Annotated in this window: 28 protein-coding genes; 18 read left to right on the plus strand and 10 right to left on the minus strand. The window is 54.4% G+C overall.

Features of this window, described 5'->3' with window-relative positions; all coding sequences use genetic code 11:
* Nucleotides 1-274: 274 nt before the first annotated feature.
* From V7775_RS17680 to V7775_RS17725, 10 genes are all read left to right on the plus strand, one after another.
* Entirely contained in the window at nt 275-1,330 is a 1,056-nt protein-coding gene (locus V7775_RS17680; RefSeq protein WP_335753242.1) for a C4-dicarboxylate TRAP transporter substrate-binding protein, read from the plus strand.
* 80 nt (nt 1,331-1,410) lie between these two features.
* Nucleotides 1,411-1,941: a TRAP transporter small permease gene (locus V7775_RS17685; RefSeq protein WP_335753243.1), complete on the plus strand. Its 531-nt coding sequence runs from the start codon at nt 1,411-1,413 to the stop codon at nt 1,939-1,941.
* Nucleotides 1,941-3,281: a TRAP transporter large permease gene (locus V7775_RS17690; protein WP_335753244.1), complete on the plus strand. Its 1,341-nt coding sequence runs from the start codon at nt 1,941-1,943 to the stop codon at nt 3,279-3,281. Before V7775_RS17685 ends, V7775_RS17690 begins: the two co-directional genes overlap by 1 nt.
* Nucleotides 3,278-4,054, plus strand: coding sequence for an IclR family transcriptional regulator (locus tag V7775_RS17695; RefSeq protein ID WP_335753245.1), 777 nt, complete (start codon nt 3,278-3,280; stop codon nt 4,052-4,054). The genes V7775_RS17690 and V7775_RS17695 overlap by 4 nt, the downstream gene beginning before the upstream one ends.
* A gap of 21 nt (nt 4,055-4,075) precedes the next feature.
* Entirely contained in the window at nt 4,076-6,172 is a 2,097-nt protein-coding gene (locus V7775_RS17700; protein WP_335753246.1) for a 3-hydroxyacyl-CoA dehydrogenase NAD-binding domain-containing protein, read from the plus strand.
* A 42-nt stretch (nt 6,173-6,214) separates the two neighbouring features.
* Entirely contained in the window at nt 6,215-7,414 is a 1,200-nt protein-coding gene (locus tag V7775_RS17705; RefSeq protein WP_335753247.1) for an acyl-CoA dehydrogenase family protein, read from the plus strand.
* Between the two features lie 4 nt (nt 7,415-7,418).
* Complete coding sequence (locus V7775_RS17710; RefSeq protein WP_335753248.1) at nt 7,419-8,552, plus strand: acyl-CoA dehydrogenase family protein; 1,134 nt, start codon at nt 7,419-7,421, stop codon at nt 8,550-8,552.
* A complete protein-coding gene (locus tag V7775_RS17715) occupies nt 8,533-8,964 on the plus strand; it encodes a PaaI family thioesterase (RefSeq protein ID WP_335753249.1) in 432 nt (143 codons plus the stop codon). The genes V7775_RS17710 and V7775_RS17715 overlap by 20 nt, the downstream gene beginning before the upstream one ends.
* A complete protein-coding gene (locus V7775_RS17720; protein WP_335753250.1) occupies nt 8,961-9,731 on the plus strand; it encodes an oxepin-CoA hydrolase, alternative type in 771 nt (256 codons plus the stop codon). Before V7775_RS17715 ends, V7775_RS17720 begins: the two co-directional genes overlap by 4 nt.
* A 16-nt stretch (nt 9,732-9,747) precedes the next feature.
* On the plus strand, nt 9,748-11,241 hold the full coding sequence (locus tag V7775_RS17725; protein WP_335753251.1) for a class I adenylate-forming enzyme family protein: 1,494 nt from the start codon (nt 9,748-9,750) through the stop codon (nt 11,239-11,241).
* 40 nt (nt 11,242-11,281) lie between these two features.
* On the opposite strand, the gene rpe is transcribed toward V7775_RS17725, so the two are convergent.
* Nucleotides 11,282-11,971: a ribulose-phosphate 3-epimerase gene (rpe, locus tag V7775_RS17730; RefSeq protein WP_335753252.1), complete on the minus strand. Its 690-nt coding sequence runs from the start codon at nt 11,969-11,971 to the stop codon at nt 11,282-11,284.
* Between the two features lie 283 nt (nt 11,972-12,254).
* Here rpe and V7775_RS17735 point away from each other — a divergent pair, with 283 nt between their 5' ends.
* The 4 genes from V7775_RS17735 to V7775_RS17750 all read left to right on the plus strand — a co-directional run bounded on the left by V7775_RS17735 (nt 12,255) and on the right by V7775_RS17750 (nt 16,154).
* Complete coding sequence (locus tag V7775_RS17735) at nt 12,255-13,460, plus strand: aminotransferase-like domain-containing protein (RefSeq protein WP_335753253.1); 1,206 nt, start codon at nt 12,255-12,257, stop codon at nt 13,458-13,460.
* Between the two features lie 48 nt (nt 13,461-13,508).
* A complete protein-coding gene (locus tag V7775_RS17740) occupies nt 13,509-14,156 on the plus strand; it encodes a DUF1007 family protein (RefSeq protein WP_335753254.1) in 648 nt (215 codons plus the stop codon).
* Nucleotides 14,141-15,040, plus strand: coding sequence for a nickel/cobalt transporter (locus V7775_RS17745; protein ID WP_335753255.1), 900 nt, complete (start codon nt 14,141-14,143; stop codon nt 15,038-15,040). The genes V7775_RS17740 and V7775_RS17745 overlap by 16 nt, the downstream gene beginning before the upstream one ends.
* Nucleotides 15,041-15,167: 127 nt before the next feature.
* Complete coding sequence (locus tag V7775_RS17750; protein ID WP_335753256.1) at nt 15,168-16,154, plus strand: helix-turn-helix domain-containing protein; 987 nt, start codon at nt 15,168-15,170, stop codon at nt 16,152-16,154.
* Nucleotides 16,155-16,200: 46 nt separating this feature from the next.
* On the opposite strand, the gene V7775_RS17755 is transcribed toward V7775_RS17750, so the two are convergent.
* On the minus strand, nt 16,201-16,590 hold the full coding sequence (locus tag V7775_RS17755; protein ID WP_335753257.1) for a phosphorelay protein: 390 nt from the start codon (nt 16,588-16,590) through the stop codon (nt 16,201-16,203).
* A 363-nt stretch (nt 16,591-16,953) separates the two neighbouring features.
* Here V7775_RS17755 and V7775_RS17760 point away from each other — a divergent pair, with 363 nt between their 5' ends.
* On the plus strand, nt 16,954-17,607 hold the full coding sequence (locus V7775_RS17760; protein ID WP_335753258.1) for an HAD-IA family hydrolase: 654 nt from the start codon (nt 16,954-16,956) through the stop codon (nt 17,605-17,607).
* On the opposite strand, the gene V7775_RS17765 is transcribed toward V7775_RS17760, so the two are convergent.
* The 3 genes from V7775_RS17765 to V7775_RS17775 all read right to left on the minus strand — a co-directional run bounded on the left by V7775_RS17765 (nt 17,582) and on the right by V7775_RS17775 (nt 20,658).
* Entirely contained in the window at nt 17,582-17,893 is a 312-nt protein-coding gene (locus tag V7775_RS17765; RefSeq protein ID WP_335753259.1) for an antibiotic biosynthesis monooxygenase family protein, read from the minus strand. The genes V7775_RS17760 and V7775_RS17765 overlap by 26 nt on opposite strands.
* Before the next feature lie 112 nt (nt 17,894-18,005).
* Complete coding sequence (locus V7775_RS17770; protein ID WP_335753260.1) at nt 18,006-19,034, minus strand: extracellular solute-binding protein; 1,029 nt, start codon at nt 19,032-19,034, stop codon at nt 18,006-18,008.
* Between the two features lie 106 nt (nt 19,035-19,140).
* Nucleotides 19,141-20,658, minus strand: coding sequence for a citrate lyase subunit alpha (locus tag V7775_RS17775; protein WP_335753261.1), 1,518 nt, complete (start codon nt 20,656-20,658; stop codon nt 19,141-19,143).
* A 158-nt stretch (nt 20,659-20,816) separates the two neighbouring features.
* On the opposite strand from V7775_RS17775, the gene V7775_RS17780 reads away from it, so the two are divergent.
* Nucleotides 20,817-21,266, plus strand: coding sequence for a methyltransferase family protein (locus tag V7775_RS17780; RefSeq protein ID WP_335753262.1), 450 nt, complete (start codon nt 20,817-20,819; stop codon nt 21,264-21,266).
* A gap of 70 nt (nt 21,267-21,336) precedes the next feature.
* Complete coding sequence (locus tag V7775_RS17785; RefSeq protein ID WP_335753263.1) at nt 21,337-22,152, plus strand: IclR family transcriptional regulator; 816 nt, start codon at nt 21,337-21,339, stop codon at nt 22,150-22,152.
* Here the strand turns inward: V7775_RS17785 and V7775_RS17790 are convergent.
* From V7775_RS17790 to V7775_RS17810, 5 genes are read right to left on the minus strand one after another with little or no spacing between them, the layout of a single operon-like run.
* Nucleotides 22,149-23,000, minus strand: a complete 852-nt coding sequence (locus V7775_RS17790; RefSeq protein WP_335753264.1) for an FAS1-like dehydratase domain-containing protein — start codon at nt 22,998-23,000, stop codon at nt 22,149-22,151. The two genes, V7775_RS17785 and V7775_RS17790, sit on opposite strands and share 4 nt — an antisense overlap.
* A gap of 39 nt (nt 23,001-23,039) precedes the next feature.
* Nucleotides 23,040-23,708 (minus strand): DUF1045 domain-containing protein, encoded by a 669-nt coding sequence (locus tag V7775_RS17795; protein WP_335753265.1) that lies wholly within the window; start codon nt 23,706-23,708, stop codon nt 23,040-23,042.
* Complete coding sequence (locus V7775_RS17800) at nt 23,708-24,046, minus strand: carboxymuconolactone decarboxylase family protein (protein ID WP_335753266.1); 339 nt, start codon at nt 24,044-24,046, stop codon at nt 23,708-23,710. Before V7775_RS17800 ends, V7775_RS17795 begins: the two co-directional genes overlap by 1 nt.
* A gap of 10 nt (nt 24,047-24,056) precedes the next feature.
* Entirely contained in the window at nt 24,057-24,815 is a 759-nt protein-coding gene (locus tag V7775_RS17805) for an amino acid ABC transporter permease (RefSeq protein WP_335753267.1), read from the minus strand.
* A gap of 8 nt (nt 24,816-24,823) precedes the next feature.
* On the minus strand, nt 24,824-25,582 hold the full coding sequence (locus tag V7775_RS17810) for an amino acid ABC transporter ATP-binding protein (RefSeq protein WP_335753268.1): 759 nt from the start codon (nt 25,580-25,582) through the stop codon (nt 24,824-24,826).
* 126 nt (nt 25,583-25,708) lie between these two features.
* Between V7775_RS17810 and V7775_RS17815 the strand changes: the two genes are divergently transcribed.
* Nucleotides 25,709-26,485 (plus strand): ABC transporter substrate-binding protein, encoded by a 777-nt coding sequence (locus tag V7775_RS17815; RefSeq protein WP_335753269.1) that lies wholly within the window; start codon nt 25,709-25,711, stop codon nt 26,483-26,485.
* Nucleotides 26,486-26,519: the final 34 nt, after the last annotated feature.

Consider the following 26,519-nt stretch of genomic DNA (forward strand, 5'->3'; position numbering starts at 1 on the left):
ATTCTCTGAAAAGAGTGAACCTGATTAACGTCCGGGCGTCCAGCAGGTTCCTATGGTTATTCCATGGAAACAGACCGGTAATGCCAACATGTAACACAACTATTGTGGTCTTGAGGCCGCTTGGGGCGATTGGTTCACGTTAAGGGTGTGGGACGATGCTGTGCAGCCGCGCAACTTTCACTTGCATGCAGAGATTCGGTCCTTTACCCGTTAGGCAACTAAGTGAAACATAATTCCGCATAGTGAAACAAATATCCTTGGGAGGGGATCACACATGAATTTTCTGAAAAAAACGGCATTAACTGCAGCGTTTTCGTTGGCCGCGACATCTGGCTTTGCAGAAACAACGCTCATTCACGGTGAAGCAGGCCCCAATCGTGGTGCACGTGCAGCTGCCTTGCAGTGGTACGCGGATCAAGTCGCAGAACGTTCAGCGGGTGATTTGAAGATCAACATCCAATGGGGTGGTGCGCTGTTCAAATCCAAGGCGGCCATGCAAGCCATTGGGGATGGTGTTGCGGATATGGGCTCCGTCATCGCGGTTTATTACCCTAAAGATATGGCTGCCTACGGCATCGCCGATTTGCCAGTCAACAACCCGGATGCATGGGTCGGTATGCGCGCCACAGATGAGCTGATGCGCTCCTCAGCGGCCATCCAGAACAACCTTGCAGACCGTGATCTGCGCTACATCGGGACGTGGACAACGTCTCAGGTGAACATCGGGTGCAAAGACACCGCCATTCGCAGCGTTGCTGACATTGCAGGCAAAAAGGTCCGCGGTGTGGGCGCTTATGGTAAGGTCATGGGCGAAATGGGTGCAAACCTTGTTTCCATGTCGATTTATGACGCCTACCAAGGTCTCGATACGGGTTTGATTGATTGCTCGCAGGGATATTCCTATGCGGTTTCAGCGCTCAAGCAGGCAGAAGTGATGACCAGCTACACGATGCTCGACTGGGGTCAGGTTGGCGGCGTTGGTATGTTCATGAACTTGGACGCCTACGAGGGTCTAAGTGAAGAGCAACGCGCAGTGATTGATCAAACCGGTATGGACATGGCAGACGAATTTGGCCGTCTCATCACCAAAGCCAACGCAGACGCAATTGTCTCAATGAAAGAGCAGGGCGTAGAAGTGATTGAACTGCCCGCCGAAGAGCGTGCCAAGCTGGTTGCCTCGGGTGCGAAATTCCTTGACCAGTGGGTTGAAACTGCAACTTCAGATGGTCTTGATGGTGCCGCTCTTCTTGAAGAGTACAAAGGTCTGATCGCCAAATACACTGCTGAGCGTGACGCCAATGGCTACCCGTGGGCAAAAGCGTCTAACTAAGATTTGACGATTTGGACGGGGCTGTTGCGGCCCTGTCCACCCACATCCCAATTCCCGTTTTACAACAAGGAGCCGGACCCATGTTGGTGCCGCTAGAAAGAATTTTGCTGGCCCTCGGTGCGCTGGCTGTCATCCTTTTAGGGGTGTTGATTACGTCCAATGTGATCGCGCGTGCTGTGTTCAACACCTTTATCCCCGATAGTGTGATTATGGTTCGCGAACTCATGGTTGCCGCGATCTTGCTGCCGCTGGCCGCAGCGACAGCTCAGCGTGCCCATGTCTCGGTGGCGTTTTTGTCTGACCGTTTTTCCCCGCGTGTGCGCAGTTGGTTGATTGTTGCGGGCTCGTTGTTTGGAATGATCGCCTTGGCCCCATTGTTTTACAAAGGGTGCCTAGAACTGATGAAAGTAATCGAGCGTGGCTCGTTCTTTTCCGGTGACCTCGATCTGCCCAAATGGCCGGGGTATTTGTTTTTTGTGCTGGGATTAGGGGCCGCATGGTTACGTCTGGCCGAGATATTCGTGCGCGACATTCGCACAATTTCAGCAGGTGGGACTGTTTCTGATGAGCAGCTGCACGCTGGTGACTTACTAGAAGAGGGACGCAAATAATGGATCCTTCAACAATTGGCATGGTGGCCTTTGCGGCCGTTCTTCTTTTGCTGGCATTGCGCATTCCAATCGCCTTTACGCTGGCTTCTGTTGCTACAGTTGGCGCATTCCTGATCTACGCGTTTAGAGGCGGCAGTTTTGCACCCGAACGCGCGATCAAGCCCACGTCGTCGATGGTGTTCTCGAACTCTTATGATCTGGTTCACAGCTATGAGTTGTCGATGATCCCGCTTTTTGTAGCGCTGGGGCACATCGCGTATAAGGCTGACATCACTACCAAGATTTACCATGCCGCCAAGGTGTGGCTGACCAAGCTGCCGGGTGGCGTTGCGATGGCCAGTGTCATGGGTTGTGCCGGGTTTTCCGCGATCACAGGTTCATCGATTGCTTGTGCCTCGACGATGGGCAAAATCTGTACGCCTGAAATGTTGCGTATGGGGTATGATCCACGGCTTGCCACTGCTTCGGTTGCGGCAGGAGGCACGTTGGGGTCGCTCATTCCGCCATCTGTTTTGTTCATCATTTACGGCATCTTTACCGAGACCTCTATCTCATCCCTGTTCCTTGCAGGCATTTTACCCGGCTTGCTAACACTTGCCGGATTTATCCTCGTGATTGCGGTTTGGGTGTTTATGCGCCCCGAAGTCGCCCCAGCAAACAATGTCCGCTACTCCGCGAAAGAACGCTGGATGGCCGCGTTAGATAGCTGGCCTGCGGTTCTGCTGTTTGTGGTGATTATTGGCGGTATTTATGGCGGCATTTTCACCGCCACCGAGGCCGCAGCGGTCTGTGTGGTTGCTGCGACGTTGATCGGGTTTGCCCAGAAAAAGCTCACAGTCACTGACCTGTGGGAGGCTGTGAAAGAAACCTGTGTCCAAACATCTTCGATCTTTATCATTGCCGCATGTGCAAAGATATTTGTGGCCTTCATTGCGCTCACGGGTGTTGCACCGGTGATTGTTCAGGCGGTTACGGACGCAGACCTAAGTGTCGTGATGCTGCTGGTGTGTATCGCCGTGATCTATCTCGCGTTGGGGATGTTCCTTGATCCGATTGGGATTATGGTTCTGACGCTGCCGCTTATGATCCCGTTGGTCGAAAGCTATGATCTGAACCTCATCTGGTTTGGCGTTGTGGTGATCAAGCTACTCGAGATCGGTCTGATCACGCCGCCTGTAGGCTTAAACGTGTTTGTTATTGCTAACGTCGTAGGGCGCGAAGCACCGATTGATAAGATATTTGCCGGTATCACAAGATTCCTGAGTGTGGACATCATCGTATTAATCCTGATTATGTCTTTCCCAATGATATCCTTATTGATCCCCATGGCCGCACGATGACGGACGCTGGCACAGACCGTAAATTTGCCAACACGTTGGCACGTGGTCTGGGCGTGCTGCGCGCGTTTCGCGCCAGCGATAATGGTCTGACCCATGCACAAATCGCGGAACGCACGGGCCTTCCCAAGCCGACGATCTCGCGGTTGACCTATACGCTTTGCGAGTTGGGTTACCTTAGCCACGGCGGGCGCAATGACCGTTTTCGTCTTGGGCCTGCGGCAATTGTTTTAGGGTCGGTTGCCTCTGTCGCTGTTAGCTTTGTGGATATGGTCAGTGATGACATGCAGCGGCTTGCCGATGAAACGGGCACGTTGGCATTGATCGCAGTGCGCGATGCAGATCGCATGATGCTGGTGCGCACGTGGCGTCCGGCAACGGCCTCTACCATTTGGTTAGAGCCGGGGCACCGAATTCCAATGAGTAGTTCGTCCTCTGGGATGGCCTTCCTTGCCGCGCTTGATCATGAACGATTTCAGGCGCTGGAACCTGACGCGCAAATGACGGAAGTTCGCCAGGATGGATACGAGCAATTGGTCGGTAAGGGCTTTATCATTGCGTCTGAGGCCGCGCGGTACGCCAGGACGATAAACGCGGTGAGCGTGCCGCACTATGCTGCGGAATTTGGCGAGGCTGTAGCATTCACCTGCGGTGCCACACCCCAAGATTTACCACGCGAGCGGATGGTAAACGAAGTCGGCCCAGCCCTACATGCGCTTGTCCAAGCGCTGGAAAGCCGAACTGGCCGCGTGTCAGCGTTAAGCCGTCGCGGCTAATATTTAAATAAGAGAGACATCATGACAGACCCTGTATCCTATTCCATCCACGGCCCTGTTGCCGTTTTGCGCATCAACAATCCGCCGGTCAATGCACTGTCCCAAGCGGTGCGTCAGGGGCTGGCTGATGGCATGGATCGTGCAGAGGCGGACACAGAAATCAAGGCAATCTTGGTTGTAGGCGAAGGCCGCGCGTTTATCGCGGGTGCGGACATCACGGAATTCGGTAAGCCGCCGATGGAGCCAAATTTGCCTGATTTGTGTACACGGATTGAAAATTCTCCGTTGCTCGTGATTGCCTCAATGCACGGTGTCACACTGGGCGGTGGTCTGGAGGTCGCGCTGGGCGCGCATTACCGTATCGCGCAACCCACCGCGCGGTTGGGGCTTCCCGAGGTGCACCTTGGCCTGTTGCCGGGGGCTGGCGGAACACAACGTCTTCCACGTCTAACGGGATCGGACAAGGCGATCGAGATTATGATCTCGGGCCGTCAGATCAAAGCGGCTGAAGCGCATGAAATGGGGTTGCTCAACAAAGTAGAAGAGGGTGATCCGCAGGAGGTTGGCCTTGCCTATGCCACTGAATTACTGAGCAGTGGCGCAACGCGCCGCGCGGTGTCCGAGTTGCCAGCGCCAGATGCGATTGACTGGGAAGCAGCTCATGAAGGTGGGTTGAAAAAGGGCCGTGGGCAGATCAACACTGGGGTGATTGTGCGCGCGGTTCAGGCCGCATCGGAGCTGTCCTTCAAAGAGGGCATGGCCAAAGAACGCGCGCTATTTGCTGGGTTGCTGAAAAGCGACCAAAGCAAGGGCATGATCCATGCATTCTTTAATGAACGCGCGGTGAGCAACCTGCCCGAACTCAAAGGCGTCACACCGCGCGCCCTGAACGCCATCGGCGTAATTGGTGGCGGCACCATGGGCGCGGGCATTGCAACTGCAGCGCTATTGGCGAAATTGAATGTTGTCCTAATTGAAACAGGGCAAGAACAGGCCGATGCCGCCAGAGGCCGTATTGAAGGCAACCTGCAAGGCGCGCTGAAACGTGGCAAAATCAACCAACCACAATACGATGCGCTCACCACTGAGGCACTGACCGTCGCCATTGATTACGCCAGCCTTGGCGATGTTGATCTGGTGATTGAAGCTGTGTTCGAAGACATGGCTGTGAAAAAGGAAGTGTTCGGCAAACTGGATGCAGCTTGCAAGGCGGGCGCAATCTTGGCCTCCAACACATCCTATCTGGACATTGATGAAATCGCCGCTGCCACCTCGCGCCCTGCGGATGTCATCGGCTTGCACTTTTTCTCACCTGCACATGTGATGAAGCTGCTTGAAGTTGTAGTGGCAGATAAGACTGCGGCTGATGTGGTTGCGACAGGGTTTGATTTGGGCAAACGACTGGGCAAAATCTCGGTTCGGGCCGGGGTTTGTGATGGCTTTATCGGGAACCGCATTTTGGCAGTTTACCGCACGGCGGCAGATCACATGGTGCTGGATGGCGCATCCCCTTATCAGATCGACCGCGCCTTGACGGGTTTTGGTTTTGCCATGGGGCCGTTCGCCGTGGCCGACCTTGCTGGCCTCGATATCGGATGGATGACCCGCAAGCGAAAAGCAGCAGGCCGCCACGCAGATGAGCGGGTGCCAACATACATCGACCGTTTGTGCGAACAGGGCCATTTTGGCCGCAAGACGGGCGAAGGCTATTACCTCTATGAGGCCGGAACGCGTGCGAGTGTGCCAAACCCTAAAATCCCGGAATTAATTGCCGCAGAGCAGACCGAACTCAATATTACGCCACGTGATTTCACCGATCAGGAGATTGTCAGGCGCTACATGTGTGCGATGGTGAACGAAGCCGCAAAAGTGGTGGAAGAGGGCATCGCCCGACGCCCCGCTGACGTGGATATGGTGCTGCTCTTTGGGTACGGTTTTCCTCGGTATGGCGGGGGGCCACTTAAATGGGCGGACCTGCAAGGTTTGGCTGCGGTGTTGGCTGATATTGAACGATTTGCGCAGGAGGATGCATGGTTTTGGCAGCCTGCGGATTTGCTCAAGACACTGGTGGCCGAGGGCCGCAGCTTTGAAGATTTGAACCGCGCGGCATCCAAATAGGACCGAACGGACGATAGATATACTGGTGGAGGAGAACCCAGAATGGACCTGAGCTATTCCGACGAAGAGATTGCGTTCCGCGACGAAGTGCGTGCGTTTATGAAAGAAAAGGTCACGCCTGAATTACGCGACAAAGTGCGCGGCATGGGTGAGCTGACCAAAGCGGATATGGAAGGCTGGCATGCGACATTGAATGCGCGTGGCTGGCTGGCCCCCAACTGGACCAAAAAGTTCGGTGGTGCTGAATGGAATGCCGTACAAAAACACATCTTTGAAGAAGAAGCCGAGGCTGCATCTGCACCCCGTATTGTGCCTTTTGGCCTGAGCATGTTGGCCCCTGTTCTGCAAAAGTTCGGCAGCCAAGAGCAAAACGATTATTGGTTGCCGCGCTTGCTGGCAGGCGATGATTGGTGGTGCCAAGGGTACTCTGAGCCAGGTGCGGGTTCTGATTTGGCCTCGCTGAAAACCAGCGCAGTCAAGAATGAAGCTGGTACGCACTATATCGTAAACGGCCAGAAAACGTGGACCACATTGGGTCAGCACGCAAATATGATCTTTTGTCTTGTGCGCACCGATAAGGACGTGAAGCAGCAAGAGGGCATTTCGTTCCTGCTGATCGACATGGACACGCCGGGCATCGAAGTGCGTCCGATCATCTTGCTTGATGGCACACCTGAAGTGAACGAGGTCTGGTTCACAGATGTAGAAGTGCCTGTCGAAAGCCTTGTGGGCGAAGAAAACAAAGGTTGGACTTATGCCAAGTATCTGCTGACACACGAGCGCACGAATATCGCGGGTGTTGGCGCTTCTCAAGCGGGTCTGGCAACCGTCAAACGCCTTGCGCGTTCCGAGATGTCAGGGGGGAAGCCATTGATGGAAAACCCGATGTTTGCCGCTCGTGTTGCACAGGTTGAGATTGATTTGATGGCGATGTCCACGACCAATATGCGGATCGTTTCCAAGGCAGCTGCAGGCCAAGCCCCAGGTGTTGAATCGTCGATGCTCAAGGTTAAAGGCACAATTATCCGTCAGGAGATCAACGATCTAGCGCGTCGTGCAGCGGGCGTCTATGCAATGCCATTCGCGTCTGAGGCTGTTGAAGGCGCAAACGATGCATTGCCTGACCCATTGGGTGCTGGTCCAGTTGCGGCCAAATATTTCAATAACCGCAAATTGTCGATCTTCGGGGGGTCCAACGAGATCCAGCGCGGGATTATCGCAAAAGTAACGATGGGGAGCTAAGGCCATGAATTTTGATCTGACAGAAGAACGGCAAATGCTACAAGACACGTTGCGTCGTTTCTTGCGGGACCGTTACGATACCGCGGCACGTAACAAGATTCTTGAAAGCGACAGCGGCATGTCGACCGCGATCTGGGCCGAACTGGCCGAGCTGGGCGTGATTGGCGCGTTGTTCACCGAAGAGCAGGGCGGCTTTGGCGGTAAGGGCTTTGATATCGCAGTTGTCTTTGAGGAATTGGGCCGCGCTGGCGTGGTTGAACCGTTCCTTGATACGGCCGTTTTGGCGGGTGGTTTGATCGCTGATTTGGGCGACGCTGATCAGCTTGCACACGTCGAAGGGGTTATCGACGGTTCGCTACAGTTGGCGTTTGCACATGGCGAACCAACCAGCCGATATGAGCAGACACAGGTTTCCACCTCGGCAACCGAGAAGGCGGGTAACGTCGTTCTTAATGGCCGCAAGGCTGTTGTTGTGAACGCTGAAGCTGCTGACATGCTTGTTGTTTCCGCCCGCGAAAGCGGTGCGCAGGGTGATGCTGACGGTATTTCACTGTTCCTTGTTCCCAAGGATGCAAAAGGTCTTACCGTTCAGGGCTACGCGCTGTTGGCTGGTGGCCGTGCCGCTGAAGTGACGTTGGATGATGTGACGGTTCCGGCCTCTGCGCGTCTAGGCGCTGCTGGTAAAGCTGCATCTGCGATCGAGGCACGTATTGCTGCTGCCAATGTGGCCCAAACTGCCGAGACATTGGGCGCTATGGAAACGGCCTGTGCGCTGACCAAAGACTATCTTGGGACACGCAAACAGTTCGGCCGCCCGATTGGGACATTCCAAGCATTGGCACACCGCATGGCGGATTTGCTCATCGAGATGGAGCAGGCACGTTCTGCTGTGATCCTTGCTGCGGGTTGTTTGGAACAAGATCGCGTTACGCGCGAGCGTCAGATCTCAGCGACCAAGAACCTGATTGGTCGCGTAGGTCGTTTGGTGGGCGAGGAATCTATCCAGCTGCATGGCGGAATCGCGATGACACAAGAATACGAACTGGCCCATATCGCCAAACGTATTGTCATGGCCGATCACCGCTTTGGCGATGTGGATTACCATCTGGAGCGGTTTATTGCCCTCGCAGCAGCCTAATGAAGAAGCCGGTTTCATCTATGGTGAGACCGGCACCCAACGCCTAATCGGTTACGTAGTTGACGTGCGTGATCCAGAACATGGCCGTTGCTTTCTTGATGTCACATCAGATCACCTAAACCGCCATGGCGCATTGCACGGGGGCATAGCCGTGACCTTGCTGGATAACGCCAGCGGCACAACGGGTTCTTTGACAGTAGATGCCGAAGGCAAGGCTCCGTTTTTGACGGTGTCGATGAATACGCAATTTGTCGGTTCCGGCCGGCCGGGGCGGATGACGGGCAGTGGAACAGTCACTGGTGGCGGACGCAGTTTGCTGTTTATCTCAGCCGAGCTGCGCCACGAGGACGGCACATTGGTGGCCACATCAACGGGCGTTTTCAAACGCGTCCCACAGGAGAAATTGAAATGAGCGCACGGTTGGAAGACGCAGGTGACCGCCTGATCATCTGGAACGGTAACACCGACAAGCGCGGCGCGCTTTCCCCCGAACTTTACGCCTGTATTCTGCAGGCTTGCGAGATGGCGAGTGAGCGGCGCATCCGCGCGATTATCCTCACCGCTGAAGGCCCGTTTTTCTGCGCTGGCGGTGATTTAAATGTGTTGATCAACCGTCAAGGTATGGCGGAAGATGAACGCCGTGCAGGGATTGAAGGACTTCACGATGTTATTCGTGCGATGCGCGCTTGCCCTGTGCCGATTATCGCGGCCATTGAAGGTGGCGCAGCGGGCGCAGGCCTTAGCTTTGCGTTGGCATGTGATATTGTTGTTGCGGCGCAAGGCGCGAAATTTGTAGCCGCTTACGTAAAGGCGGGTTTGGTCCCTGATGGTGGCCTCACTGCGCATCTGGCGCGCACAGTACCGCGTCAATTGTCCATGGAAATGTGCATGCTTGCCCAGCCGGTTCTGGCCGAGCGGATGCATGCGCTAGGCGTCGTGAATGCCCTGACCGAAGTTGGCGGCGCAATGGATGTGGCGCGCGGTTTTGCAGATCGGTTTGCGGCTGGTCCACGTGATGCGCAGGCCGCGATCCGCAAGATGGTTGCCGCCGCCTATGACGTGACCGAGGCCGAGCAACTGGATCATGAACGCGATGCGATGGGTTTTGCCACGGGCGCACCCGAAGCGGCTGAAGGCATCGCCGCATTTTTGGAAAAACGCAGCCCGAATTACGGCTGATAGGGAGTATTGCCAGATGGCACGGGTTGAAGAGTTTCTAAGAGATCGCGTTGCGGTTGCACCTGACACCACTGCGCTGAGCGATTCCAGCGGTGTAACGTGGAGCTATGCGGAATTGGACCGCGCGAGCGATGATCTGGCTGATGCACTGCGCGGGGTTGGAGTTCAGGCAAATGACCGCGTGTTGTTGCTGGTTGAAAACTGCGCGGCAGCTGTTGCAACGCTACATGCGGCGTGGAAAGTTGGCGCCGTGATTATCCCGTTCAACGCCCGCCAAACCGAGGGCGAAGTTGCGCGTGTAGTCAAACATGCGTCACCTGCTGCCATCATAACGACCAGCCATGTCTCAAAGGATGCAGCCGCGCACGGCGCGCGCATGGGGGGCCAAGAAATTACAGGCGCTTTTGGCACAATGATGCTGGCCAAAGGCACCTCTGATCCGGATCCCGTGCTGAGTGATGTTGCGGTTCTTCTGTATACAACCGGAACCACAGGCGACCCCAAAGGCGTGATGCTAACCCATGATGGCGTCCGGTTTGGCGGCATGGCCTCAAGCGGTCTGCGCAAAATGGTGCCCGAAGATGTTGTGTATGGTGTTCTCCCGATGAGCCACGTTTTTGGCCTCATCTCGGTTTTGACAGGGGCGTGCTACACGGGCGCTCATGTCCAGATCGAAGCACGGTTCTCGGCGCAAAAACTGTATGATGCGGCGATGGGCGGTGTGACGATCATACCCGCCGTTCCGCAAATGCACGCGCTGGTCATGCAATACACCAAGGAACAGGGGATGGAGCGGTTGGGCGCGCCCAAGCTGCGTTATGTTTCATCAGGCGGTGCGCCGCTTGATCCTGCGTGGAAACGGGGTGCTGAAGCCTTTTACGAGCTGCCGTTGCAGAACGGTTTTGGCATGACCGAGACATCTTCAGGCGCGTCGGCCACCAATAACGTCATTGGCTCACCAGACATTTCTGTGGGTCCACCTACACCCGGAACGCGTGCACGCATTGATGTGGATGCACCCGGTGGGAATGGTGTGGAAGAGGGCGAAGTTTTGATCGCAGGACCCCACGTCATGAAAGGCTATTACCGCAACCCCGAAGAAACGACCAAGGCGCTGGACAGTGATGGCTGGCTGCGCACAGGTGATTTGGGCAAAATTGACGATGACGGCAATTTGTACATTCTGGGCCGCTCAAAAGAACTAATCATTCATGGTGGGTTCAATGTGTATCCGCCCGAAGTTGAGGCTGCGCTAAATGATCATCCGCAGGTGATCCAATCTGCGGTGGTTGGGCGCACGAAAGACGGCGACGAAGAGGTTCTGGCCTTTGTTCAGGTGTCCGATATAGACAGGCCCAGCATTGATGAGTTGCGGGCTTTTGTAAAAGAACGCCTTACCGGGTACAAACGCCCCAAGCACATCATTCTGGCCACGGCTTTGCCTGCGGCACCAACAGGTAAATTGCTCAAGCATAAGATGATTGAACAGCTTGGAAGTGACCTCCCTTAGGACGTAATCATGAGCCCCAAGGGAAACTTCCCCTTAGGGCTTAGACGTAAACGCCTGCCGCCGCTTCGCGGATGGCGCGGATGTTTTTGCCGTATGGGGCTGGGTCGGAAACCGACCCGCCTTTAAACACTGCGGAACCCGCAACCAATACATCAGCACCAGCACCCGCAACGATGGGTGCAGTTTTGGGATCAACACCGCCGTCGATCTCGATGTGGATCGGACGATCCCCAATCATCTCACGCAGGGTTTTGATCTTTGCACTCATGTCGATGAATTTTTGCCCGCCAAATCCGGGGTTCACGGTCATCACGCAGACAAGATCAGTTAGGTCCAACAGTTCAGCAACAGCCTCGGCTGGGGTGCCTGGGTTGAGGGCAACACCCGCCTTTGCACCCGTGGCGCGGATCGCCTGAAGGGTCCGGTGAATGTGGGGGGTCGCCTCAACATGGGCAGTGATGAAATCAGCACCCGCGTTGGCAAAGTCTTCGATGTAGGCATCGACAGGTGAAATCATCAAGTGAACATCCATGATGCCTTTGATGTGGGGGCGGATGGCCGCGCAGGTCGCTGCGCCAAAGGTGATGTTGGGGACAAAATGCCCATCCATCACGTCAACATGAATCCAGTCCGCACCTTGGCTTTCAACGGCGGCGCATTCGGCACCAAAGTTGGCAAAATCCGAGGCAAGAATGGAAGGGGCGATTTTGATTGAACGGTCGAAGGACATCAGGGGCAGCCTTTAGGTTATGGAGTTGACTGCTGATAACGGGTGATGGCGCGCGGGGCAATCAGGCGGTAGGTGAATTGATCATGTGTCAGCGCACCACTGCTTGGGCTGCGCTATTTCTGATATGGTTATCTTGTTCTTAGCTTCTGCGGTGGGAGGGCCGAGGTATTGCAGTTTCAGGTTAGGAGAGGGTAGGGCCGTTTCGGACATATAGGACATAATTATTGACCTAAATCGCGAATCTGTGTTTTGTGGTGAAAATCAGTTTTCTGGGAGGGAAATAATGGATTGGCATCAGATATTCGCGGCCCGTAATGACCGTATGAAAGCCAGCGAAATTCGTGAGCTTCTCAAGCTGCTGGATCAACCTGATATCATTTCCTTTGCGGGCGGTATCCCCGATCCAGATCTATTCCCTGCCCAAGCGTTTCAGGATGCGTTCAGCCAAGCGTTAAATCCCGACACGCAGGCGACCGCATTGCAGTATTCGGTTTCTGAAGGCTATGCGCCGCTGCGCGATTGGATTGTTGGCGAAATGGCGCGCCTTGGCATTCCGTGTACCCGCGACAATATACTGATCACGTCTGGGTCACAGCAAGCGCTTGATTACCTTGGTAAGTTGATGCTCAACGTAGGTGATACGGCGCTGGTGGGTTGGCCTACCTATCTGGGCGCGCTTGGTGCGTTCAATGCGTATGAGCCGCGATATGACCGCCTTGATCCTGAGACCAACCGCTCGGCTGCTGATTACGCTAAGGCGGCGGGCAAGGGACGTGTAAAATTCGCCTATATGTCGGTGGATTTTGCCAATCCCACGGGCCGCACGTTGGATGCGCAAATGCGTGAGCGGGTGATTGATTTGGCGGATGAGCTGGACATCGCCGTGATTGAGGACGCCGCCTATCAGTCGTTGCGGTTTGAGGGTGAGGCATTGGCCCCCGTTCTTGCCCGCGAGATTGAGCGTAAAGGCAGTATTGATGCCTGTCGCACCATCTATTGTGGCAGTTTTTCCAAGACGCTAGCGCCGGGCTTGCGTGTGGGTTGGATGTGTGGCGCCCAAGAGGTGATTGATCAAGTTGTCTTGATGAAGCAAGCTGCCGATTTACACAGTTCGACGATCAACCAAATGGCGATTGCAACGGTTGCGAATGCGCAGTTTGACAGCCATGTGGCAACCATCAAAAAAGCCTACCGCGCACGTCGTGACCGGATGCTGAGCGCGCTTGAGGCGCATATGCCCGAAGGCGTCACATGGACACGCCCAGAGGGCGGTATGTTTATCTGGTTGGAACTCCCGACACAGATCAATGCGGCCGACCTTTTGGCGCAATCGCTGAAAACAGAACGGGTTGCATTTGTGCCGGGCCATGCGTTTTTCGCGGATGGATCAGGGACGAACACCATGCGGCTTAGCTTTAGCCGGACAGACGAGGCCGGCATCGATGAAGGCATCGCCCGTTTGGGCAGGCTGATTACCGCCGCCGTCTAACTGCATGAGCGATTGAACAGCGGCGAGGGCGCGCATAAGTTGCGATTTATGAAAACCATATTCGCCCTATGCTTGTCCCTTTGCGCCGCCCCTGTGGGCGCGCACCCCCATATTTTTATAAACACTGGGTTGGTGTTCCTGATTGATGCGGAAAACCAACTCACCCATGTGCAAGTTACATGGGAGTATGACGAACTATATTCGCTGTTGGTCACTGAGGATATGGGCTTGGATGACGATTATGACGGTGTTCTGACGGCGGCGGACTCTGCTGCGCTGACGGGCTTTGATATGAACTGGGTTGACGGATACAATGGCGATCTGGTTGCCCAGATGGACAAAATGCCGCTGACACTGGGTCCACCTTCGGCCCCAACCGCGACACTGAAAGACGGTAAAATAATCACAACTCATTTGCGCGCAGTGCAGGGGGCGCCGTCCGTAACGGGAACACTGAATTTCCGACCTTATGATGGTACCTATTACACCGCTTATGAGGTTGGTCTTGGCGTTGATGTTAAGGGTCGTGCAGGATGCGATGTTGCGCTGGATGCGCCCGACATCGCAGGCGCGCTTGCGATGACCAAAGCGGAACTGTCTGCCTTGCCCGAAGACATGGATATGGACGCCGCAGGTCTGGGCGATATCGGCAGCCGTTTTGCCACGAAGGTGTTGGTCACATGCGCCGCGTTGTAGCTTGTGCGCTTATTTTGGCTCTTGCAGTACTGGCGTGGCTTTGGCTCAGCGGCGGCTTTAGTCAGCTATTGGTTTGGGCAGCCGGTGAGCAACGTAGTTTTCAAAACGGCATAGCACGCACATTGCGTGCTCTACGTGGTGGTGAGGCTGGTGCATATGCTGTACTTTTAAGCAGCTGTTTTGCTTATGGGTTTTTCCACGCTATCGGGCCGGGCCATGGAAAGTTATTGGTTGGCGGCTACGGCGTAGCCCAAAACGTGCCAATGTTGCGCCTGTCTTTAATCGCATTGGCATCAAGCCTTGGGCAGGCGGTGACGGCGATTGTATTGGCCTTCGGTGGTCTTTGGATTTTGGGCCTAACCCGAGACCGGATGGTAGGTGCCGCCGAAGAAATTCTTGCCCCGCTTAGTTATGGATTGATCGCTATCATTGGTCTTTGGCTGGTTGTGCGGGGTTTTAGACGGATGCGCCGTGCGCAGGTTACTCATGATCACACGCATCACGCAGACGGCGAGGCCTGCAATACCTGCGGTCACCGCCACGGGCCATCCTTGGACGAGGCAGGACAAACGAATAACTTGAGAGATGCGTTTCTGTTGATTGGCGGGATCGCAATTCGCCCCTGCACGGGTGCGTTGTTTGTCCTGATAATCACATGGCAGATGGGCATTGCGATGGTCGGCGTTGCGGGGGCATTCGCCATGGCGCTGGGCACGGCCTCAGTAACCGTTGCTGTTGGAATTGCCGCCAGCGGGTTTCGGGGCGGAATAATGCGCAGTGTGGCGCAGGTCAGCGCGCTTGCCTGGATTATGCCAATGCTCGAAATAGCAGCGGGGGTTGTTGTGATCGTGCTTTCCACAGGGCTGCTGTTGCGCGCGCTTTAGCGATGTAAACAGGTGTCTTGGCAAATGCGTATAATTTGGGTAAATCCGTAGGGCGTGAAATTTTTATTGAATTTTTCACAACCCGCTGAACGCTTGTCCAACATTCTCGCTTTTGAAGGAAACGCTTTTGTCCCGTGAGGTTTTAAAAAATGACCAGCCCTGCTATTTCGAGGTGTTTGTGCAGCGCGGATTCAACGAAGTTGAGCTGACAGGCGTCACAGCGACCCTCAAGACAGCGAACATGATGATCGGACATCAACGGTTTCCCTGTCGCATTGTCAGTGACATGCCGGGCCTTGTTAAGGGACGCGGCGAGATCATGGTCCGTGCCGAGCCCTCCATTGAGGAGCATGTATATGCCGATATCATGGTGATCTTAGGGGGCGAAAAAGTGGTGCACGATGGGTGGAGCAGGCGTTTACGCGCCATGCGCCGACTAAACCGATCTGCAGTTTTGCTCAGTGATGCGGCGACAGCATATATCCGGAACAAAAGCAGCAAGCAGGGCAATGTCACAACCCATTGGCGCGACATCGCATTACTGAAAGAGCAGGGGTACTATCCAAATCTCACCACTCGGTTGGCTGAGAAAAGTGATGGTGTCACGACGGCTGCTGGGGGGGCTGGCACAGCCGAGCTGATCATCGGGCTCATTGCGCCCTACCTTGAACCCATCGAAGTAGCAGAATTGGGAAATCGTCTTTTGCTACCTGCAATCCGCCATAGCGATGCTGAGCAACCTAGGGATATCTCGGATAATGCTGGCTTGTTTGACGCGCGGATCACCAAAGCAATCAAATTGATGGAAACCAATATGGACGAACCTCTAAGCATGACCGAGCTGACAGGCCAAGTAGGGCTGTCGACGCGTCATGTTGAACGGGTGTTTCGCGAAGTCTTTGATGAGACGCCAGCGAGGTTTTACAAACGCCTGCGGGTGCGTCGCGCCCGTGCAATGATTGAGGATACGCTGATCCCGCTGATCGATGTTGCGATTGCTACAGGGTTTTGCTCGCACAATGCGCTTAGCCGCGCGGTGCGGGATGAATACGGTAGTACCCCTTCAAAAATGCGGGCGCGCAAATCGATTCAGTTGATTAATCACCGCCACTGACGGCGCTTCATCAGGCGTAAGAGGCACTTGCAATCATCGCGCTAAATCAACTTGCGCGGGCTTCTAAGTAGGTTTGAGGGAAGTAACGATCAAGAATTTCTTGGCAAGCCTGCGCAAACATATCCACCCACCAGATGACTTCCCCCGGGCAGATCGCCAAATCGGAATACGGCCCGTCAAGATGGGCGAGCATCTGTGCATCGCAATGCTGAGCCGTCATGCCAAGGGCATGAAATCCTGCTGGAATTGCTTCTTGGGTGATCTGCTGCAAAACGATGCGCGCTTCGGCAAGGTTGGTGTTGATGCCGTCAGTTGTTTCACCGTCCCATGCGGCAAGCGCGTGCTGTGCAACAAGATTACGTCGCTCTTCGAGGCATTCCAGAAATGGGATGCCAAAGCAGTCTTGATCGAGGTTTTGAATGGCAAAATCCCTCATGTTGCGGTCTCCGTTGCATGTGATTGGCAAGCAAGGTGAACAACACCGTTCAGCCCGGCAGCTTTCAAAGGCTGTTGGTGGATTCTGAATGGACAGGGATTGTTACCTACAGTGAGGGGCTTCATCTGTTGCTACTCCGCGCGCTTACGCCAATCGTTATCGACTGGTTAAGAAATGACTGTCAAAAATGGCCAAATTTGGACGAATTGATAGCCTTAGCGGGACCTTGTAGAATTGATCATCCAATGTGCATGATGCGCGTATCAGATAGGGGCAATGCATAATGGTTTTTGCAAATTCGCAGGCAAAAGAGATCAGCTTAATGGGGGAGGCCCAGTTAGTACGCAGATCTTTGGTGCTTTTATGAAGGTGCGTGTTGTATTTGATTTGGATGGTACGCTGATCGACAGTGCGCCAGATATTCATGCTGTCGCAAATAGTTTGATCGCACCGCACGGGGCGCAGATATCGCTGGCCCAGACCCATGCGTTTATCGGGAATGGTGTCAGCGTCTTTGTTACGCGGATGCTGGAAGCGGTGGGGCTGCCTGACGGCTTGCATGATGAGATATTGGCCAAGTTCAAACTGGCCTATCTCACGGCGGTGCATCACACGCGGATTTATGACGGCGTTGTGGACGCATTGCAAAGATTGAAGGTAACCGATCACGCGCTTGGTATTTGTACCAACAAGCCGATGGACCCGTGTATGGCGGTGTTAGACCATCTCAACCTCACACCGTTTTTTGAAACATTCTGGGGCGGAGACAGCTTGAGCACTCATAAACCTGATCCTGCGTTACTGCACGCTGCGTTTGCCGATCTGGGCGAGGGGCCATGTGTTTACGTTGGTGATAGCGAAGTTGACGCGCAAACGGCGCAGGCCGCTGGCGTGCCGTTTTTGCTATACACCGAAGGATACCGGAAAACGGCAGTTGAGGAGATACCACACACTGCCGCCTTTAGTGATTTCGCCGATTTGCCGGCTTTGGTCACACAATATGCTGTATCGCAGTGAACCCTTCAAACACTGGCGTGCCCTCAAATAGCTTTTCAGTGGTTTTTGCACCCTTGTGAGAGTTGCGGAAGGCGTCGCTTGTTGTCCAACCGCGAAAGGCGTCCTCGGAGACCCAAACAGTGTGGGAGGCATAGACAATTTTGCCGTCTACTTCTGGGCCTTTGAGCATGTGAAACTCGACAAACCCGTCCATCTCTTTGAGGTGACTATCGCGATTTAGCCAAAGCGCTTCAAACGCTTCGGCATTTTTGATCGGGACGGTAAATCGGTTCATTGCAAGGTACATGTGGGGTTTCCTCTGGGTTTGTGGCGTTGTTTCTAGCAGTCAAATGGCACATAGGCATAAAAAAAGCCCCCCCGCCAATAAGGCAGAGGGGCTAACGACGGCAGTGGTGGAATTACTTCCAGCCAACCGCATCAAAGATTTTTTGTGCTGTTGGCAGGTTTTCGGCAACCGCGGATAGATCCACGCTGTCTGCTTTGAACTCACCCAATTTTGCAACACTTTCGCTTAGCTTGACGCCTTCAACTGTTGGGAACTCATCGTTGCCCGCTGAGAAGTACTGCTGCGCTTGATCCGAGGAGAGGTACTCAAGGAAGGCAACTGCGTTGTCGTGGTTTGGCGCGTGTGCTGCCATGCCGCCACCGGACAGGTTCATGTGTGCGCCCTCGGCATCTTGTGCTGGAAAGATCCAACCAATCTGGTCGATGCTTTCGGTGACGCCGGAAACGTCTTTGCGCATGGCGCGGGCGAAGTAGTAGGTGTTCGCAACCGAGATGTCGCACTCACCTGATACGATGCCGCGCAGCTGGTCTGTGTCACCACCCTGTGGGTCGCGTGCAAAGTTATCGACCATGCCCTGTGCCCATGCTGTTGCTGCTTCTTCGCCGTGGTTTTCGATGATCGAGGACAGCAGCGTTTGTGCATAAACGTTTGAAGACGAACGGTGGCAGACCATGCCTTTGAATTCTGGGTTTGCCAGCGAAAGGTAGTCGGTCGGCGGTGTTGTTACGTCATTTTTGTCAAAGAAAATGATGCGTGAACGCTGGGAAAACCCAAACCATTCGTTGTCGCTGTCTTGTAGGTTTGACGGAATGCGTTCTTCTAGAACTTCGCTGTCGACGCTTTGCAATACACCTGCGTCCTTGGCACGCTTGAGGCGTGATGTGTCGACTGTCAGCAGGATGTCGGCTGGGGAGTTCGCACCCTCGGCTTGCATACGAGCAATCAACTCGTCTGCTTTGCCCTCGATACGGTTGACCGTGATGCCAGTGGCTTCTGTGAAATCACTGTAGAGGCGTTCATCGGTGTCATAGTGGCGTGAGGAATAAAGGTTCAGCTCACCCTCGGCGGCAGCGGCGCATGTGCCAGCAACAAGAGCGGCAACAGCAAGGGCGATAGGGGAGGTAGCAGTAAAGCGGGACATGGGGAATCCTTTAGGAATTAATTCTTACTGTTTTGATCAATTACTTATTCTGGCGACAATTGCAATACCCGATTGTTTTAGTCGGAAACAGATTGCCATCCATGCTTTAGGCCCAATCCAACAGCCCGCCTTCGCGATGTTCAATCAGCAAGCGCGGGAATGGAGAGACGGGAGAAGGTGTGTGAACGGCTTGCAGCTCTGCCATCTCCCTAAGAGTGTCAAAACCTACGATAGGCAGGCCAGCATTGGTTAGCTTGGCCAGCAGGTCTGTACGAGCAGGGTTCACTGCGATTCCATGATCGTTCACCAATACATCGATGTCAGTACCGGGGGTCGTGACACAGCGCACATCCTTGACCAATTTTGGGTATCCAGCGCCCGTTAACCCCGTTGTTACAATCGTAAGGTTGGCGCCTTGGGCGGCATCTGGGTGCCCTCCCGGTCCGCCGATCAATCGCCCGTCACCTGCGATTGTAACATTGACGTTGAAGTGTTGATCAATCTCGACCGCGCCCAGCACCATGACGGACAACTGATCCACAATTGGCGCACTGTGCAGGGGGTTGGCGTATTCAGAAGCGCTCATGGCGTAGTGGTTCGGATTGGAGATTGAAGACGCAACAGCCGCGCCGTCAAAGCACTGCACATCATGAATACGATCAAACAACCCTTCTTGTTGAAGTGCGACATGCGCACCAGTGATACCGCCCGACAAAAAGCTGCCGCGCAGATTGGCAATGCGCAACGCCTGTCCGATGAAAGGAACCGCCGCTAGAGAATACCCGCCTGCACCTGTTTGCAGAGACATGCCGTTTTGTAACAACCCTGCTGCAGTGATCACCTCGGCCACCAAGCGGCCGATATTTTGTGCTTGTGGTGTCTGCGCTGGCAAAGTGGTGTCTGATGCGATGCCCCCCACATCACCGGGATTGGCAAAGGGAATGACAGCATCGATATGTTCAGCGGGAATGTCGATGTGGGGTAGGGGGTGCTCAACGATCTCATGGGCGCACACAACTGAGTGACGCGCATAAGCGGCATCAACTTGGGCATATCCAAGTGGACCACAAGGCACCGCCCCACCACGTCCTGTACAGGCACCATCTGAGGTGGCCAGCGACGCGCCAATAAATGCCACATCAACGCTCAGCAATCCCGATGCTAACGCACGGGCCCGTCCGCCATGGCTTTGCAAAAGGGGTGGTGTTTGCAAGGTTCCCGACATCATCGCATCAGCAACGGGTCCCTTGGCGTAATCAGTGACAACCCCCGTGATAACGCCACTTTGGATATGGGTGACCAGCGGTGCATGGACTGGAAACAGCGAACTGGGCGCGATTGTGAGCCCTTTCAATCCGCGGTTTGCTGCTACGTCGAGTACCGCGTTCATCAACCGGTCGCCATTGCGGTAGTGGTGATGAAACGAGAGCACACTGCCATCTTTGATGTCGAAGGTATCAAATGCATCAGAAAGAGCGCGCAAGTTTTTGTCGTGTTTGGTGGATGGCAAACGGGGGGCTTGGACGCTTGAAGGCGCAATCGGACTGGCGGGCATTGGCCCCAGTGGCGTTTCCAGATTTTTGGGCAATGCGCGCAACCTTTTGTTTCGGCATGTTATGCTCATTTTTGCCCCTTCTTAGGTCTGACTTTGAATGCCGTTTGAATATGTGGTCACAAAGAAGCGAGGGCTTGCGTCTGTCAATACAAAGCCGTTGGTTGCTTCGCCCTTGGCCTTTGGTTCTCTAGCAACTAGCGTCGGGAAAACAAGAAAAGGACATGAAAATGAAGGGCTTTCCTGATTTGCCGCCTCTTTGGTGGCTTGGTAGTATTGTGCTGATTTACCTCGGCGAATGGGTGCTGCCTTCGGTGCATATCACTTTGGACGTTCTGACGGCGTTGTCATGGGTGGTTTTTCTATCTGCCGTTGCTGTGATCGCGTGGTCTGGGCTGTGGTTCCTAAAAAAGAAAACGCCGATTGAGCCTCATCTCACCCCAAAGACGTTAATCATTGAGGGGCCATATCGTTTGTCTCGCAACCCGATTTATCTGGCGTTGGTTATGATGACGGTTGCGTTTGCGTTGAAGACTGGATCGGTAATTGGACTAGCAGTCGCTGCGGGTTTGTGGTGGATACTAGATCGCCGTTTTGCTGCGCCCGAAGAAGCACTATTGCGCACTACCTTTGGCAAAGAGGCAGAAGGCTATCTCAGCAGGACCAAGCGTTGGATGTGATTTTGCGCACTGTTCCGGCCGCCGTGCCCGCGTGCTATGGGGTAGGCTAGACATTCAAAAGGTCAGATCAATGAGCGACACTGCAAAACCTACTCGTAAAGGTATTCAATCCCTTGTCACGGGATTTGAGGTGATTGATTTCCTTGTAAAGGCAGGCAAACCTGTCCCGCTGCGCGAGATTGCGAAAGGCACAGGTTTGTCTCCGAGCAAATTGCAATTTTATCTTGTCAGCCTGGTAGAGGTTCGTGTTGTTCACCAAGACGCAGGCACTGGCCACTATGGTTTGGGGCCGTATTCGCTTCAGCTGGGCATCGCGGGATTGCAGCAGTTTGATATTTTTGAAGCTACGCGTTCGCGTTTGGATGAATTTGCTGAACGGCATGGCCACACTGTGTTTCTAGGGGTCTGGGGTAATGAGGGACCGACCGTAGTCTACCGTGCACGCGGCTATCGTACGGGCAGCCTGATGGAGCTACGTCTGGGCAGTGTCTTGCCTGTTTTACGCTCGGCGCTGGGCCAGTTGTTTCTCGCGCATCTGCCAGATCGAATAACTAAGGCGAATGTTGCGCGTGAACTGGATCAAGGTGTCGCAATGGCCCCACTACCTGAAGTACCGCGCACCAGCGAGGACGTGACCGCGCGGTGCGCCGAAATTCGCAAGCAAGGGATCAGCCGCTGCCGTGGCGGCCTGTTGTCAGATCATACCGGGTTGTCGGTGCCCGTGTTTGATTACCGAGGCAAGATCGTTGCGGGGATTACAGTGATGGCCCCACTTGCTGACATTGACGACGAAACCAATAGCGAAGTCGCCAATGAACTGCTTATCGCGGCACAGGAAATTTCTGTCGAGGCAGGCCAGAACAGCATTCACTATCTCGACATTTAGAACGTCGCCTTTGCCCGCATGGCAAGCCGCCCGTCAGTGGTGGCTGCTGCCAGTTCGACGTGATCGCCGAGATCACGCGCATTTAGCGTGAAAGGGGCTGTGTCAAACAGCGGGCTTGCCGCGCGGAACTCAAACGCCTTTGGTGAGGCACCCTGTTTTAGTCGCTGCGCCATGTCGATCAGTAGGGTTGCGATGAGCGGACCATGCACAACCAACCCGCCATGCCCTTCAACTTTGCGCGCATAATCACGGTCATAGTGGATGCGGTGGCCGTTAAAGGTGAGAGCGGAGTAGCGAAACAAGAGAACTTCGGATGGCGTGAGGGTCTCGCAATGGTGCCAGTCATCTCCAACGGGTGTTGATTTGGGCAAGGGCGCATCTGGTGTAGGGTCTTCGCGGTAAACAATGTCATGTTCTTCCCAAAATCCGGGTGCTGATCCAGTGTGGCCAACTTCATGGCGCACGGTGACAAAACACAACGCGCCTGTACGTCCAGTTTTCAACGCGACATCTTTAATTGTGGATTTCTTTGTAACCTGTGCGCCGATTTGTAAATTACCATCAAATCCAAAACGCCCGCCAGCCCACATGCGCCTTGGCAATGCGACAGGGGGTAAAAAACCGCCCTTGGCAGGATGCCCGTCCCGTCCTAACGCGTGAAGGGGCGCTGAACGTAGAAAGTAGAGCCAATGCCAAAGTGGGGGCAAGGTATCGCCATGACTTAGGGATGGCGCGCGGTCCATCGTCATTTCCATCAGATTGGCAGGCCCAAGGTGCAGGGTGTCCTCAAGCGTCTCACTGCGGCCTATCCATTGGCGCAAGACATCAGGATCAACGGTTGATTGCATGGTTTTCCCTTTGGTTTTGCGAGCAGTGCTTTTGCCGCGTTAGCCCCGCAGTGGCAGGCGGGAAATACTGTGGAACATGCCGTCTGAATCTTCGCCTGCAAGGGTAAGATGGTCAATGACATAAGGCTCGGGCAGAACTGGCGCGAAATGCGCGGATAAAATGGGCGCTATCTCCTCAGCGTCTTTCAATGGGCCAGTTAAGGTGATGTGAAATCGAAATTCATCCATCACATAGGGATATCCCCACTGCGTGAGGTTACGTTCTTGGGAGGTGCTGAGGGAACTCTGGCGCCTGCGGTCCATTTCTTCCGGCGTGGCAGGTGAACGAAATGCATCAAGGCCTTTCACAACCAATGCGGCCATTGCGGCCAGCGCGTTGGTGTCGCCCAATGGGGTAAGCGCAAGAAATCCGCCAATGCGACTGACACCCAATCCCGCAAGCGTAACAGGCGCTAGGTGGTTAGTGAGGCTGGTTGCTGTGCTTTTAAGTTCCCCAATTGAGGTCCCATTAGCCAGTACCAGTGGCGGCTTGATCGTCCCATGAAACCCATATTTGCGCGGGCGTTTGGTGATCTTGGCAACGTCTAGATCCTGCACATCAGGATGTGGAACCGCGCCCGCCTGCGCCATGTCCCACCCAAGCCATTCAGCACCGCGTTGGCCCAACAGCCCCTCAGGCGTCACGTAAATAGCGTATCGGCGAAACATCAGCTGGCTGTGAACTCGTCATAGGCTTCGAGCGCTTTTGCGCCAAACGCAATGGAAGGGCCGCCGCCCATGTAACCGATCATTTCCAATGCTTCGCACAGTTCTTCTCGGGTTGTGTTGAGGCGCACCAGTGATTTCACGTGGAATCCGATGCAGCTGTCACACCGTGTGGAAATAGCGATGCCAAGAGCGATCAGCTCTTTGGTTTTTTCATCAAGCGCGCCGTTTCTCTTGGCTGATTTGCCCATGGCGTTAAAGCCCGCAAACATATCGGGGGTTTGCTTTTGCAAGCTGCCCATGCGCTTCATCGTGTCGTCCAGAAATTGGGTCCAGTTCATGGTCTCTCCTTTAACGGCTTTCATCTGCGCCCATCTTACGTTCAAGCCAGCGCACAAAGAAACTGATGATCAGCACAAGCACGAGGTATTCGAGGATGAGCAGGGAATAAATTTCCAGTGGTCGGTATTCTGTGACCACCAATTCATTTGCACGGCGAGTCAGTTCCTGCATGCCAATCACAGAGGCAAAGGCAGACATTTTAACAATATAAATGAACTGGTTGGCCAATGGCGGCAGGATGCGCCGGATGGCCTGAGGCAGGACCACATAGCGCATGGTCTGGGAGTAGGTCAGGCCAATTGTTTTGGCGGCTTCGGTTTGGCCGCGGGCAATTGACTGGATGCCTGATCGGTAGATCTCGGCGGTAAAGGCACTGTCAGAGATCGCGAGCGTGATGACCGCCCCCCAGAATGCATCAATACTGACCGAAATGCCCATGGATTTGAGCACGACTGGCAAGCCATAGAACACCCAGAACAACATCGGCAACAGCGGGATGGCACGGACAAATTCGATGTAGATGCGGCTGGGCAATCTGATCCAGCGGTTGGTCGACATGCCGGGCAGGGCCACCATCAGGCCGATGGCCATCGACATGAACGCGGCAATGACAGACAGTACTATCGTCGCGCCAAAGCCGTTGAGCAGGAAAGTGATGTTGGACCAGCCCTTTGGCGTGGTGGGGTCGATCACATACCACCCCCATGTGCCAGAGCTGCCACAGCCAGCAAGGATCAACAGGCAAGAAAGTGCGAGAATGTTTTTCATGGGCGCGTTCAATGCTTGAGAATTTGATTGAGGAAGGTGCGGCAGCGATCTGTCTTTGGGTTTTCAAAGAACTCTGTGGGCGTCCCTGTTTCGACAATGGCACCATGATCCATGAACACCATGCGATCTGCTGCACGGCGTGCAAACCCCATCTCATGTGTGACCACAATCATTGTCATGCCGCTATCGGCCAGATCAACAATCACATCCAACACCTCGGAGATCATTTCAGGGTCTAGCGCCGAAGTTGGCTCATCAAATAGCATGATTTTTGGCTCCATGCAGAGCGAACGGGCGATTGCTACGCGCTGCTGTTGGCCGCCTGATAATGCACCCGGTTTTTTGTCGGCTTGCTCGGGGATTTGTACGCGCTCTAGGTATTTCATGGCACGCGCTTCTGCGTCAGCGCGGCTGAGCCCGCGTGCTTTCATCGGGCCAAGTGTGAGGTTTTGTAGGATGGTCAGATGCGGGAACAGGTTGAACTGTTGAAACACCATACCAACTTCGGAACGGATCGCCTCAATCGAGGAGGCATCGCGCATCACGGTCCCAGCGACGGTGATCTTGCCGCTGCCATGGGCCTCCAATGAGTTCACGCACCGTATCAACGTGGATTTACCAGACCCCGAAGGGCCACAGACTACAATCCGCTCGCCGTGGGCTACAGTAAGGTCGACATCTTTCAACGCATGGAACTTGTCATACCATTTGTTTAGGCCGCTGATTTCGATCGCGTTTCTGTGATCGTTGTCGGCTGGTTCTGTCATGGATCTCTCCCTACTCAAGCGGTTAGTTAAGTTTACAGTTGCCTTGAGCGCAACCAGCATTAGGTTCGTAAGTTGATCACAAAGTCGCGTTTGCGACCACATAGCCCAAGACATGAAGGAAACCACATGAAATTTATTAAAAACATCGGTCTCGCAGTTGGCTTTGCCGCCAGTCTGTTTGCAGCCCCTGTTGTTGCACAATCTGCTCTGACAGAAATTCTAAGCGGAGGTGTGCTAAAAGTTGGCACAACGGGCGACTGGAACCCGATGAGTGTACGTGACCCTGCAACAAACAGCTATGTCGGGTATGACATTGACATTATGACACAGCTGGCCGCCGACATGGGTGTTGAGCTGGAAATGGTGCCAACCGACTGGAAAACACTGGTAAACGGTGTTGTTGCTGGCAACTACCACATGACGGGCTCTGCCTCGATCAGTCCTGCGCGCCTTAAGGCGGCGGGCTATTCCAACAGCTATATCGCTGTTGAGATGTTCCCATTTACCACAGAAGACAAAGCCGCAAACTTTGACGGTTGGGATAGCATCAACAAAGAAGGCGTAAAAGTTGCGACCACGTTGGGCACCTCATTTGAGAAAATGGTCAAGGAATGGTTCCCGAACGCAGAGATCGTAGTGGTCGAAGCACCTGCACGTGGCTTCCAAGAAGTTCTGTCGGGCCGCGCGGATGTGTTTGTTACATCCAACATCGAAGGTTCAACATTGGTTGAGAAGTTCCCGAATGTCCGTCAGGTCGAAGTATCCGGGTCCCGCGCGCCGACGCCCATCGCGATGTTGCTGCCCCAAACCGATCAGGTCTGGATCAACTACATCAACAGCTGGATCGAGTTGAAAAAGGCCCAAGGCTTCTTTGAAGAGGTTGCCCTGAAGTGGGGCCTCTGAGCCACTTGTAATATGGTTGAAAAGGGCGCTCTTT

This window comes from Sulfitobacter sp. (assembly GCF_036960155.1).
In the GTDB taxonomy this organism is placed as follows: Bacteria; Pseudomonadota; Alphaproteobacteria; order Rhodobacterales; family Rhodobacteraceae; genus Sulfitobacter.